The organism is Pseudomonas sp. S5D5 (genome assembly GCF_003013355.1).
GTDB classification, from domain to species: Bacteria; Pseudomonadota; Gammaproteobacteria; order Pseudomonadales; family Pseudomonadaceae; genus Aquipseudomonas; species Aquipseudomonas aylmerensis.
Window position 1 is genome coordinate 2,315,030 of record NZ_PTEO01000001.1, and the last position, 12,462, is coordinate 2,327,491.

Annotated in this window: 10 protein-coding genes; 2 read left to right on the plus strand and 8 right to left on the minus strand. The window is 65.1% G+C overall.

The genetic code is table 11. From position 1 onward, the window contains the following. Positions 1 to 284 precede the first annotated feature (284 nt). Complete coding sequence (locus C9990_RS10920) at positions 285 to 749, plus strand: hypothetical protein (RefSeq protein ID WP_157955066.1); 465 nt, start codon at positions 285 to 287, stop codon at positions 747 to 749. Positions 750 to 756: 7 nt separating this feature from the next. On the opposite strand, the gene C9990_RS10925 is transcribed toward C9990_RS10920, so the two are convergent. The 7 genes from C9990_RS10925 to C9990_RS10955 are packed head-to-tail and all read right to left on the minus strand — an operon-like array spanning position 757 to position 9,543. After that, complete coding sequence (locus tag C9990_RS10925; RefSeq protein WP_065904119.1) at positions 757 to 1,884, minus strand: LLM class flavin-dependent oxidoreductase; 1,128 nt, start codon at positions 1,882 to 1,884, stop codon at positions 757 to 759. After that, the gene (locus tag C9990_RS10930; RefSeq protein WP_065904116.1) at positions 1,881 to 2,834 is read right to left on the minus strand and encodes an LLM class flavin-dependent oxidoreductase; all 954 of its coding nucleotides are present in this window, start codon (positions 2,832 to 2,834) and stop codon (positions 1,881 to 1,883) included. Before C9990_RS10930 ends, C9990_RS10925 begins: the two co-directional genes overlap by 4 nt. Positions 2,835 to 2,850: 16 nt before the next feature. Continuing rightward, positions 2,851 to 3,828: an LLM class flavin-dependent oxidoreductase gene (locus C9990_RS10935; RefSeq protein ID WP_106803290.1), complete on the minus strand. Its 978-nt coding sequence runs from the start codon at positions 3,826 to 3,828 to the stop codon at positions 2,851 to 2,853. Next, a complete protein-coding gene (locus C9990_RS10940) occupies positions 3,825 to 4,805 on the minus strand; it encodes an LLM class flavin-dependent oxidoreductase (protein WP_106803291.1) in 981 nt (326 codons plus the stop codon). Before C9990_RS10940 ends, C9990_RS10935 begins: the two co-directional genes overlap by 4 nt. Beyond that, on the minus strand, positions 4,802 to 5,716 hold the full coding sequence (locus C9990_RS10945) for a 5'/3'-nucleotidase SurE (RefSeq protein WP_106803292.1): 915 nt from the start codon (positions 5,714 to 5,716) through the stop codon (positions 4,802 to 4,804). The genes C9990_RS10940 and C9990_RS10945 overlap by 4 nt, the downstream gene beginning before the upstream one ends. Next, complete coding sequence (locus tag C9990_RS10950) at positions 5,713 to 7,050, minus strand: LLM class flavin-dependent oxidoreductase (RefSeq protein ID WP_065904105.1); 1,338 nt, start codon at positions 7,048 to 7,050, stop codon at positions 5,713 to 5,715. The genes C9990_RS10945 and C9990_RS10950 overlap by 4 nt, the downstream gene beginning before the upstream one ends. A gap of 57 nt (positions 7,051 to 7,107) precedes the next feature. After that, positions 7,108 to 9,543, minus strand: coding sequence for a TonB-dependent siderophore receptor (locus C9990_RS10955; RefSeq protein WP_106803293.1), 2,436 nt, complete (start codon positions 9,541 to 9,543; stop codon positions 7,108 to 7,110). Between the two features lie 287 nt (positions 9,544 to 9,830). Between C9990_RS10955 and C9990_RS10960 the strand changes: the two genes are divergently transcribed. Then, positions 9,831 to 10,826: a P1 family peptidase gene (locus C9990_RS10960; protein ID WP_106803294.1), complete on the plus strand. Its 996-nt coding sequence runs from the start codon at positions 9,831 to 9,833 to the stop codon at positions 10,824 to 10,826. Positions 10,827 to 10,946: 120 nt separating this feature from the next. Here the strand turns inward: C9990_RS10960 and C9990_RS10965 are convergent, their stop codons facing one another. Continuing rightward, positions 10,947 to 12,293: a tetratricopeptide repeat protein gene (locus tag C9990_RS10965; protein WP_106803295.1), complete on the minus strand. Its 1,347-nt coding sequence runs from the start codon at positions 12,291 to 12,293 to the stop codon at positions 10,947 to 10,949. Positions 12,294 to 12,462 lie beyond the last annotated feature (169 nt).

The following is a 12,462-nucleotide window of genomic DNA, read 5'->3' on the forward strand; positions in this document are numbered from 1 at the left end:
ACAACCTATGGGCGCCGGCTTGCCGGCGATGGCGGTCTATCAGCAACGAGTAAAGTCGATGACCCGCCGCCATCGCCAACCCGCCACCTCCGGCAGGTTGGCCACGGTCGAACGCGCCAATACATGCGGCCTGCCTACAGGTCCTATACGTACGAGGATAACTGCCTACGGCGCGCTGAAAGAAATTCGCTTAAAGAACGACAGTTGTCTCACATTCCCGGGAACTATTTCGTCGCCGTCACCAATAACGTGAGCGTCCCTGATGCATTCAGGGGGACGTTCCAGTGCAATTGAACTTTGAAAACAAGGTAGCCATGAGCTTTTATATTAACGATAACCCTGCAATTTCCCCGCTTTCTCAAGTCGCCCAAAACACGCAACCCGGCATCACAAATAATCAGGATAATCCCGACGGTGAAGCGCGCTTGCAGCAGGTCCTCAAGGACAACCCTATTCTGAACCGGGGAATCCTGTCGAATGACGATGCTTTCAGGCCTGACAAGCAAAGGTTGTTTGAGGGTCTAAAAAAACACGTAGGTGATTTCACCGACGCCAATAAAGATCCAAGCAAGCGCGCCGATGCGTTGCAGAAGTTAGCCGATAAAGCCAATGAAATTGATAAAGACTCAAGTCTTTACAGGCATTCGGGCAGCACACCCGGGGATGGTTTTTTGGATCAGAAATCCGAGGTAGAAGCACTGCGCAAGTACAGCGAAGAACCCGTGCCGGCCCAGAAACAGTCACAGTAACCCGGTTCTACTGGCGGTCGCCCTGACCGCCAGTGTTGCGCAGCAGCGGCAACACCTCCGCCCCCACATGAATCGCCTCTTCCAGGTGCGGAAAACCGGACAGGATAAAGCTGTCCACGCCCAACTGGTGATACTCCTCGATCCGCTCAGCCACCCGTGCATAACTGCCCACCAGCGCGGTGCCGGCGCCACCCCGCACCAGGCCGACCCCGGCCCACAGGTTGGCTGACACTTCCAGCTCCCGCGCCCCACGGCCACGGCCTTGCATCAACTGGGTCTGCCGGCTCTGGCCGACGGACTCATACGTCGCCATCTGCCGTTGCGCCTGGTCGATGGCATCCTTGGGGATTTCTTCCAGCAAACGCTCCACATGCGCCCATGCCGCCTCATCGGTAGGCGCGGCGAACACGTGCAGGCGCAGGCCGAAGCGCAGGGTACGGCCCTGGGCGGCAGCGAGGTCGCGCATGCGCTGGATGCGTTCGGCGATCATCGCAGGCGGCTCGCACCACATCAGGTAGGTTTGCCCATGGGCCGCGCCAACGCGTTCGGCGGCTTCGGACGCGCCGCCGAAGTAGATCGGCGGCGCAGTCGCCCCCGGCGCCATGGGCGTGTGGATGCCGCTGCGGTAATAACGGCCGGGGTGCGTCGGTGGCTGGCCGGCCCAGACGGCCTGGAACACTTGCAGGAACTCGGCGGTGCGCGCGTAGCGTTCGTCGTGCTCGAGAAAGTCGCCGAGGGAGCGCTGCTCGAAGCGGCTGGAACCGGTCACTACGTGCAATGCCAGGCGGTTTTCGCTGAGCAGTTGCAAGGTCGCCGCGCGGTGCGCGGTGTAGGCGGGCAGCTCCAGGCCAGGACGCAGGGTCAGCAGGAATTTCAGGCGACGCACTTCCTGGGCCAGCACGGCGGTGATCAGCCAGGGGTCTTCAAAGCCGCTGGCAGTCGGCACCATGATGCCGTCGAAGCCGGCCTGTTCGGTGGCGCGCACGATCTGGCGCAGGTAATCCAGGGTCGGCGCGCGTTCGCCTTGCTGGAACAGCCCGACCTTGGGCAAGCCGCTGCTGGTGAGGTGGCGCCCGTCGCCATTGGTGGGCAGGAACCAGTCCAGCTGGATCGGTGGGCGTGCATCAGTGTTCATGAGCGCTCCTTGCGCAAGAGAGGGACAACCTGTTCGCCAAAGCGCAGCACTTCGCTGACCGCCGGCCCGCCTTCCAGGATCAATTGGCTCAAACCCAGCCCGTGCAGTTCCTGCAGGCGCGTAGCGATCTGTTGCGCCGTGCCGACCAGGATCAGCGGCTGGCCCGGCGCCAACTGCAGCAGGTTCGGGTGCACTTCCCATTGGCGCAGCGGGTGACGGGCGCGGGGCAGGGTGGCCAGCAGCTCGTCGGGCAACGCCGGCACCGGCAGCAGCGTGGCGGCGGTTTCCCAGGCGAGGTCTTCGCTGTCGCCAAGGATCAGGCCAAAGGTGCAGGCAAATTTGAGCGACGGTTGAATCGCGCGCCAGCCCTGGATTTCCTTGGCCAGCGCCTTGGGAGGGCCGGGCGCAAGCAGGCAGGTCTGGGCATGCGCGGCGAGCAGCGTGTGGCTCTGGCTGTCGTCCAGCACCAGCGCGGGCGCGGGCAACTCACGGCGGGCGACGCCGGCGTTTTCCAGCTGGAAGTAACGGCCTTGGTAGTCGAGGCCGGTGTCATTGGGCGCGAGCAGTTGCTGGAGGATGTCCAGGTATTCGCCGATGCGTTCGCTGCGCTGGTCGCGGTTGAGCCATTCGCCAAACGCGCTGCGCTCACTGTTGGGCAGGTGCAACTGCACGCGGTGGTTGCTGATCGATTGCAGGCTTTGCAAGGTCGTGGCCAACGCCGCCGGCAGCATCACCTCGGGCGGCACGCTCACCGACAATTGCACCCGCCGGGTGTGCGCGCACAACGCCGCCGCCACGCCCAGGCTGTCGGCACACAAGGCCCCGCCGGGAATCCACAGGCCGTCGAGGCCGGCGTATTCCACGGCTTGGGCCAGCTGAATCCACTGCCCCGGCCGTGCCGCCCAGTCAGGGGTACACAGGGGCATCAGCCAGCTGAATGCTAAGGGCATGCACACGCTCCACTCTTCATGGTCTTTTCCAACCCAAGGCCGGGGCAATGTCCCTGGCGAGGATTTCCAGGCGCTTGAGAATCTGCGCCTGGGTCGAACTTTCGGCCTGGACGACAGCGATCAGGTCATCAGCATAAGGCAGCAGCGAGGGATCGTGCTGCATGCTTTCAATCACTTCATCGGGATGGCCGTGGTGCACATTCATCAGGCGCAGGTGTTTCTGCAGGTCGACGGCCTGGTCGATCAGGCCTTCGCGTTGCAGGCGCGGGATGTGCCGCTCGATATCCACCGCCAGCTCCGCCTGGGCGCTGGCGCGGTCCGCCGCCGGGAACACCGCGCGGACCACGCCGATACGCGGCGCGCGGCCTGGGTGGGACCAGGCCTTGAGGTACGCATCGGCCAAGGGCTTTTGCACGGTCAGCGGATCATGGGTCGCGGTGCCCAGCAGCAGGCCGTTGCCCTGTTCGGCGGTGTAGGTGGCGCCGTCGATGCTGGCGTGGGAGTGCCACAGGCGCTGGCTCAAACCGCGCGCGGGCGGCTGCAGTGTAAGCCCACCCGTCAGTAGCTCGCCCTCCAGCAGCCGTTGAAGCGTTTGCTGGCGCTCGGCGAACTCAGCCTGGCGTCGACTCGGGTCGCGCTCGAACGCACTGAAATTGTCCAGGTTGGCGCCGCCGCTGCCCAGGCCCAGTTGCACACGGCCGCCGCTCAAGGCGTCGAGCACGCTGGCGTCCTCGGCCAGGCGGATCGGGTCTTCGAAAGGCAATACGATCACGCCGGTACCCAGCCCGATACGCTGCGTGCGCTCGGCCACCGCCGCCAGCAACACCAAGGGTGACGGCAGGCGCCCGAAGCCGTTGCTGAGGTGGTGCTGGGCAATCCAGCCGCTGTCGAAACCGAGGGCTTCGGCCACTTCGAATTGTTCGATCAGGTCGCGGTAGACCTGCTGTGGATCATCGCCAAAAGCGTGGCTGAGAAAGCCCAGTTTGAACGTCATGACGGGGTTCCTGTGGGCTGCCAGCCCAGGGCTGGGGCAATGTGTTCGCGGATGATTTCCAGCGCGCGAATGGCATCGCGCAACGGCGTGCTGACGGTCTGCACCTGCAGGATCAGCTGGTCGTGGGCGGTCAGCGCCGGACCTTGCTGCAACTGCTCGACCATCTGCTGTACCGGGCCGTGCAGGACGCCGAGGCGCTTGAGGGTCGTGTCGAAATCGTCATCGATCGCGCCCTTGAACACGCCAATGCGTTGCTGGCGCTGCACATAGGCGCGGATGTCGTTGCGGGTGGCGTCGTCCGGTGCCGGGAACAGCGCCTGCACCCGCGCGACCCGCGCCGGGGTGCCGTTGTCGCCGGTCCAGGCATTGCGGTAGCGGTTCACCAGGTCTGTGCCGGCGTCGGCGGGCTGGTGCGGGTTGGGTGCCATGATCAGGCCGTGGCCGCGTTCGGCGACCAGTTCCACGCGGGAGGTCGCCTCCCACAACCGATGGCTCAAGCCGTTGGCGCGTGGCAGCAGGCGCGAGCCGCTGTCGGTCAGGGGCGCGTTGCCGAGTGCGTTGAGCAACTGGTGCAGGTGTTGTTCGTAGTCACGGTGGCGCGCGTCATGGTCGCGGCCAAAGGCGAGGAACGTCTCGGGGTCGAAACCTGCGCCGAGGCCCAACTCCAGGCGGCCATTGCTCAGCAGGTCGAGCACCGCCGCGTCTTCCGCGAGGCGCAGCGGGGGTTCCTGGGGCAGCACGATAATCCCGGTGCCGAGGCTGATGTGCCGCGTGCGTTGGGCCACGGCGGCAAGCAATACCAGCGGCGCAGGCAGGCGTCCGTGCTCACTGGCGAAGTGGTGCTGCGCCACCCAGCCGCTGTCGAAGCCCAGCGCCTCGGCGACCTTGAACAGTTCCAGGGTGTCGCGGTAGACCTTGGGGTCAGCGCTGGGGCTGTAGACCCGGCTGAGGAACCCCAGGGAAAAGCCGCCACTCATGGTTTCACCTCCTGCGCCAATTGCTTTTGCAGCGCCGGGCCTGCGCTGACCGATTCCGGCAGGCCACTGAAGGGGCTGATGGTCAGGTAACCCTTGTTCAGCCAAACCGCTTCGTCGTTCTGTTGCGCAGCCGTCGCGGCAGGGCTGTACTGAAAACCAATGCCCGGCTTGCCCGGCAGGTTGAACTGCTTGAGGTCGTCGGTGTAGAGCGCCTCGAAACCCACATAGCTGCCGACCCGGGTGAGTTTCACGCCTTTGATCTGCGCCTCCTTGGGCAAGTTGATGTTCAGGCCCAGGCCCGGCGGCAACAGCGCGCCGTTGGGCTGGCGATGTTGATCGAGGGCCTTGACCAGTTTCGCCACCAGCAGGGCGGCGCGCTGCGGGTCTTTTTCCTTCAGGTCGGTACTCACCGCCAACGCCGGGATCCCGGCCTGCAACGCCACGCTGGCAGCATTGAAGGTGCCGGAGGCCATATTGATCGCGCCCAGGTTGTTGCCGGGGTTGGGACCAACAATCACCAAGTCGGGGTGCGGCAGGATTTTATTCAAGCCCATCAGCAGTGCCATCACTGGTGTGCCGCTGATTTCGATCTGCACTTCCTTGCCGGCGCAGTCGGCGCTCTGGCACACGCCTTTTTCAAAGGTGCTGAGGTAATAGCTGTCCGGATAGGCCGGGTCGCTGTCGTGGCCGACCGTCACTTCGCGGCCGAAAAAGAACGCGCCGCCACGTGCACTCTGGTCACTTTGCGGCGCGGCAATCTTGACGTTGTGGCCCTGGGCCTTGAGCTCGGTGTACAGGGCGCGAATATTGGGGTGTTGATAACCGTCGTCGTTGCTCAGCAAAATGTTCAAGGCAAACGCCTTGGAGGCGATCAGGCTGCCAAAGGCGAGCATCCATGCGCTGCGTTTCATGCGGTGGCTCCTTGGGTAAAGCGGTTGGGCGGGCGCGGCAGGCCGAGGTTGTCGCGCAGGGTGGTGCCTTCGTATTCGAGACGGAACAGGCCGCGCGCCTGCAGCAGCGGGATCACCTGCTCGACGAACAGGTCGATGGCGCCGGGAAAGTACGGGAAGAACACATTGAAGCCATCGCAGGCTCGAGCCTGGAACCATCGCTCGAAGTAATCGGCGACGTCCTCGGCGGTCCCGATCACCGGGTTGCCGCCAGCCAGGCGCAGGTACAACTGGCGGATGCTGAGGTTTTCACTGCGCGCCAGTTCCAGCACTTTGTCGCGACGGCTGCCACGCTGGCCCACCGGGGTGTCTGGCAGCGGGCCGTCGAGGTCATGGCCGGACAGGTCGATGTCATCGCCCAGGGTGTCGGCCAGCAGGCGCAGGCCCAGCACCGGGTCGATCAGCGCCTGGAATTCCTCGAACAGCGCCTGGGCCTGCTCGCGGGTATCGGCGATGAACGGGGTGACACCGGGCAGGATTTTGACGTGGTCCGGGTCGCGCCCGAGGGCGGCGGCGCGTTGCTTGATGTCCTGGTAGAACGCCTGGGCGCTTTCAAGGCTATGGGCGTGGGCAAAGATCAGTTCGGCGACGCGCGCGGCCAGCTGCTTGCCCGGCTCCGAAGCACCGGCCTGTACCAGCACCGGGTGGCCCTGGGGCGGACGTGCCACGTTGAGCGGCCCCCGGACGGCAAAGTGTTCGCCCCGGTGGTTGAGGGTGTGCAACTTGGCCGGGTCGAAGTATTCACCGCTGGCCTTGTCGCGGGTGAAGGCGTCGTCGTCCCAGCTGTCCCACAGGTCCTTGACCACGTCGTGGAATTCTTCGGCGCGCTGGTAGCGGTCGCCATGGTCCACGTGGTTTTCCCGGCCGAAATTCCAGGCTTCGTCGGAGACCACCGAGGTCACCAGGTTCCAGGCGGCACGGCCCTTGGACAGGTGGTCGAGGGAGGCGAACTTGCGCGCGATATGGTACGGCTCGTTGTAGGTGGTGGTGGCGGTGGCGATCAGGCCGATATTGCGGGTCACGGCGGCCAGGGCCGACATCAGCGTCAGCGGCTCGAAGTGTTCGGCGCGGGCGGTGCGGCTGAGGGCGTCGTGGTGATGGCCCCACAGCGCGACCACATCGGCGATGAACAGCGCGTCGAACTTGCCGCGCTCGGCGGTTTGCGCGATGTGCTTGAAGTGCTCGAAATCCAGGCTGGCATCGGCCTGGGCGAGAGGGTGACGCCAGGCAGCCACGTGGTGGCCGCTGTTGGCGAGGAAGGCCCCCAGTTTGAGTTGATCGGTGCGGCGGGTCATGAACAGGCTCCCATCGAGGTCAGGCACGGAGCCGGCGAACCGGCCCCGTGGGCTGGGTCAGAAGTTGTAGGTCACGCCGGTGTACCAGTAGCCGCCGGTGGTGCCGTAGGGCGAGAAGTTGCCGTAGGGGAAGCCGCCCGAGCTGCTGGCCAGGTCGGTGCGTTCCGGGTACTTGTTGAACAGGTTGTTGGCGCCCGCATTCAGAGTGATTGCCGGGGTCAGGTGGTAGTCGATATTGAGGTCGGTGATCCACGCCGGCGAGAAGGTGCGGTCGTAGATTTCAGCCGTACCGTACTGGGTGTATTCGCCGTAGCGGGTCAGGTTGAGGCCGACTTCCAGCTTGTCGTAGGTCCAGGTGGTGCCCAGCAGCAGCTTGGATTGCGGCAGGCCGTACTTGAGGTTGCCCTGGCGCTGACGGTCGTAGCCACCGTCCGGGCCGAGGGCCTGGGCAGCGACGGCGGACGCGTGGATGTCGTCGATCTGCGTGGTGTTCCAGTTGAAGCCCGCAGAGTATTTCAGGCTGCCCCAGGCGCCGATGTCCTGGCGATAGTCGCCGACCAGGTCGATACCTCGGGTGGTGGTGTCCAGGGCGTTGGTGAAGTAGGTGACGGCCTGGTTCGGGTTGAGCCCGGCGGCGGCGAGAATCGCGCTGATCTGCGGGGTGCCGCCGAGGTAGCCGGTCTGGGCGATACGGTCCTTGATTTTGATCTGGTACGCATCGAGGGTGATGTTGGTGGCGTCCGTGGGTTGCAGGGTGATGCCAAGGCTGAAGTTGGTGGATTTTTCCGGCTTGAGCTTGCTCGCGCCCAGGGCCTTGGCCACGTCGGAGTCGACCGCCACGTTGCGGTAGTCGAACAGCTGGCCATTCACGCTGGTCTGCGAGGTGGCGCTGTAGATCTGCTGGGCCAGCGATGGTGCGCGAAAGCCGGTGCTGACGGTGCCGCGCACGGCCAGGATCGGGGTCAGCTGGTAGCGCGTGGAGAGCTTGCCGTTGGTGGTGTTGCCGGAGCCGTCGTCGTAATGCTCGTAGCGCCCGGCCAGGTCGACGTGCCATTTATCGGTGAAGTCCTGGCCGATTTCGCCGTAGGCGGCCAGGCTGTCGCGGCTTTTCTCGGCGGCGTCGGCGGGCGTGGTGCCGGCACCGGAAATGGTCCCAGGCGGGATCAGCGCGCCGTTGGCACCGGTGCTGAAAGGCCCGCTGGCGTAGGAGGCTACGTCACCCTTGCCGATCTTGTAATCCTCGTAGCGATGTTCCAGGCCCCAGGAAATCTGCGTGGGCTTGTACAGGCCGAGGTCGAAGGCGCGGGTCAGGTCGAGGTTGTTGGTCCACTGGCTGAAGGTTTTTACCCCGGTGTCCACCGAGGTCGGCGACGTCGGGCCGTAGCTCAGGTTGTAGGTGTCGGTGAGGGTGGCGCGCGCGTGATCCTGGCCAAACGTGCTGGACAGGTCATAGTCCCAGCCGGCGGCCTTGCCCTTGCCGCCGAACGCGACCTGGAAGTCTTCTTCGATAAAACGCAGGTTGTCTTCAATCCCTTCCGGATAGGGCGTCTGGATGCCGTTGAAGCTCGACGGCTGGTGGAAGGCCAGGGGCTTTTCCGAGTTGCGGTGGGTGTAGGTGGAAAACGAATACAAGGTCAGCGCATCGTCCACCGGCAGCTCGGCGTTGTAGCCCAGGCTGAAGTTCTTCGCCTCGGGCAGGCCGGTGCCGTAGTAGGTGTGCTGCAGACTGGTGTTGCCGGCAGAGTCGGTGTACGGCGCGTTGTCGGAACGGTCGGAGATGTTTTGTTTTTTCACGTCCAGCGCCAGGTTGATAAACCCGTCGTTGGGCAGGGCCAGGCCGATATTGCCGGTCTGGCGCGCGGTTTCGCCGTCGCCGTTTTCATAGTTCTGGCCGTAGCTGGTGGACAGGCTGCCGCCGTGGTCGGTCTGCTTGAGTACCACGTTGACCACGCCGCCGATCGCATCCGAGCCGTACTGGGCCGAGGCGCCATCGCGCAGCACTTCCACGTGATCCACCAGGGCGGTGGGGATCATGTCCAGGTCCACCGGTTGCGAGCCGGAGTTGAGGTAAGTGCCGTTGTTGAGCAGCGCGCTGTTGTGGCGGCGCTTGCCGTTGACCAGCACCAGCACCTGGTCGCCGTTGAGGCCACGCAGGCTGATCGGGCGGACCACCGAGGTGGAACCGAAGCCGGAGGACGCCGGCTGATTGAGCGACGGCAGCACCTTGCTCAAGGCGCGGGTCAGGTCGCCCTGGCCGGTGGCGAGCAGTTGCTTGGAGGAGATCACATCCACCGGCGCCGGGCTTTCGGCGAGAGTGCGCGCCTGGCCACGGTTGCCGATCACCACCACGGTGTCCAGGGGGTTGTCGCTGGCCGGGGCGTCGGCGGCGAGGGTCAGGCTGCTGTAACTGGCGGCCTCGCACAGGGCGAGGAATAACAGCGTGTGGGCGAAGGCCTTGCGGGGCCTGTGGCCGGCGGCGCGGGATGCATTCATGATGGGCAACACTCCAATGGGTAGGGTGGCTTGTTGAGTTCAAGCTCTGGTGGGAGGCTTGAGAGCAAGGCCTGTGCCATGTGGAAAAGTTGTTTAAAAACAATTATTTGATGAGTTGTTGAACAGGACGCTGGTGTTTTTCTAACAGGCGCGAAGGCAGGGTGTTGGTTTTTGTGCAGGGGTTTTCCCACGCCATCCGGTTTTGCCTCGCGAGATCGGGGCGCCGATGCTTGGCACACCCCTTGCTCTCCCCACGCCATACCTAAACCCAAGGAAGCTTTTTCTGTATGCCTAGACCCGGCCCGCGCAACGCCCTCACTGATATCCCAGGCCTTACGGTCGGCCACGCCACGGACCTGCACGTCGACACCGGCGTCACGGTGATCCGCCCCGATGGTTTCTGGACCGCCAGTATCGACATCCGCGGCGGCGGCCCCGGCGGGCGCGAGACGGCCGCCCTGGAGCCGGAAAACATGGTCGGCCAGCTGCATGCCCTGGTCTTCGCCGGCGGCTCGGTGTTTGGCCTCGGCGCCGCGGATGCCGTGGCCGCGAAGCTGTCCCAGGACCAGGTCGGGCTGCACCTGAAACCGGGCGCACCGGCGATCCCCATCGTGCCCGCTGCGGTGTTGCATGACCTGGCCAATGGCGGCGACAAAGCCTGGGGCCTGGAACCGCCTTATCGGCGCCTGGGCTTTGAAGCGCTGGCAAATGCCGCCGAGGACTTCGACCTGGGCTCGGTCGGCGCCGGCCGTGGCGCCATGGCCGGGGTGTTGAAGGGCGGGCTGGGCACGGCCTCGCTGGACCTGGGCGACGGGCTGATCGTCGCGGCCCTGGTGGTCGCCAACCCGATCGGCTCGGTGTACATGCCCGACGGCAAGACTTTCTGGGCCTGGCCCTGGGAAGTCGCCGGTGAGTTCGGCGGCCAGCGGCCCGAGGGCGTGATGGACTGCAGCGACCCGATCCCCGAGCTGTCGCGCCTGGATTCCATGGGCCGCCTGCAAGCCGGGGCGAACACCACGTTGGTGGTGGTCGCCAGCACTGCGCGCCTCAGTGTTGCCGAGTGCAAGCGCGTGGCGATCATGGCCCAGGACGGCATCGCCCGCGCCGTGCGCCCGGCGCATTTGCCGTTCGATGGCGACACGGTCTTTGCGCTGGCGTCGGCGGCAGTGGAGCTGACCGATGGACCACGGCGTCAGGTGGAGATTGGCTGTATTGGTTCGGCGGCGGCCGATTGTGTGGCGCGGGCGATTGCCCGGGGGGTGTATGCCGCGCGAAGCCAATGAGCAGCACGGATTCCTGTAGGGGCTGGCTTGCCGGCAAGGGCAATCTGTCAGTTGGACCACATGCCGCTGACCGACCGCTATCGCAGGCAAGCCAGCGCCTACTGTTTGGATCTGTGAACATCAGGTAAAGCGTGCAAGCCGCTCCTGGGCTTTTGCTGCCTGCTCCGGCAACCCCAGCGCCTCATATACCCGCACCAGGCAGCGATTGGTCGGCACGTCCCAGTCGTCATACCGGCGGCGCAATTCCAAGGCCTGCTGGGCGCTGGACCAATCCCCGGCTTGCAAGCGCGCATCCAGCTCGACCTGGGCGAACAAGTCGCGCTGGGCGTGGCTGCCGCCAATTTCGTTCAGGCGCGGCAGGGCAATGCCCAGTTGTTCAAGCGCGACGTGGGCATCGCCGCGTGCATGGGCGAGCAGGCCGCGTGCCAACGGCAGCGTCACTTCGCCCCACACCGGCCGTGCGTGAAGGCTGTGGTGCTGCAGCGCCGCCAGCAGGGTGTCTGCTTCCGGCTGACCCGCGCGAGCCAGGCCATACAGGTACTGCACGCTCAAAAACGGCTGCACGGTGTCGGCGGTACGGCGTTGCAGGTAGGGCGCCAAGGCCTGCCAGCGCTGGCCCACGTCGATGCCGGCCAATTCCAGGCGCGCCAGCAGGGACACGGCGCCGACCTGGTCCTGGGAGTACTCCGGGAGGATGCCCCACACATGCTGGTCGTAAATCGCCAATACGCGTTGATCCTCGCCCCGGGCCAGGTAAAACAGCGCGAGGTGCCACCAGTTGTGGGTGTACATGAAGGAGTTCAGGCCGTCCCAGTGGTGCTTGACGCTTTCCAGGAACGCGGTGCCTTCCTCGATGCGCCCGTGGGTCAGCAACACGTGGGCAAGGGCGTGTTGAGCCCAGGGCTCCGACGGTTGCAGGCGCAGGGCTTCGCGGGCGCTGGCTTCGGCCTCTTCGAGCAGGTGGCACTGCTCGTAGGCGAAGGCGAGCAGGCCGTGGCTGTGGGCAATGTCGGGTGCGCCGGCACGGGCCTTGAGCCCGATGCGCAACAGCGCCGGCCAGTTGCCGCGGTTGAACTCCAGGTACTGGTTGAGCTTGGCGGCGAACAAGTCGCGAGGGTAGCGGTCGAGCAGGTTTTCGCTCAACTGCAGGACCTGATCGAGGTCGTCCTTGATCCAGGCATGCAGCACGTCAAGGTACAACTGGGCGCGCGGGTGGTCGGTGTTCACGGCTGCGCCGCGCTGGCGGTATTTTTCCGCCAGCGCCGGGCCTTGCGGAGACTCGATGAACATCAGCAGCAAGCCGGCAAACGCATTGGCCAGCGCCGAGTCCGGGTTGGCATCGGCGGCGGCAAGGATGCCTTCGGCGCGGGGCTGGTAGCCGAGGAAGCCGCCGATGAAATCGTCCAACCCCTGGCGGGTGATGGGGTCGGTGGTGTCGATGGGGTTGCCCAGGTAATCCAGTGGCATGGTGAAGAGGCTCTTGGTTTCAGATGGGGTTGGAGGGGCAAACCTTGTGCCAGCTGACACCGTGGCGCTCATGTGGGCGCTGGCGCCTGCGAGAGCGGTGGGTCGGCGATGGATTTGTTGGCTGAGACACCGCCATCGCCGGCAAGCTGGCTCCTGCAGGGGCTGTTGC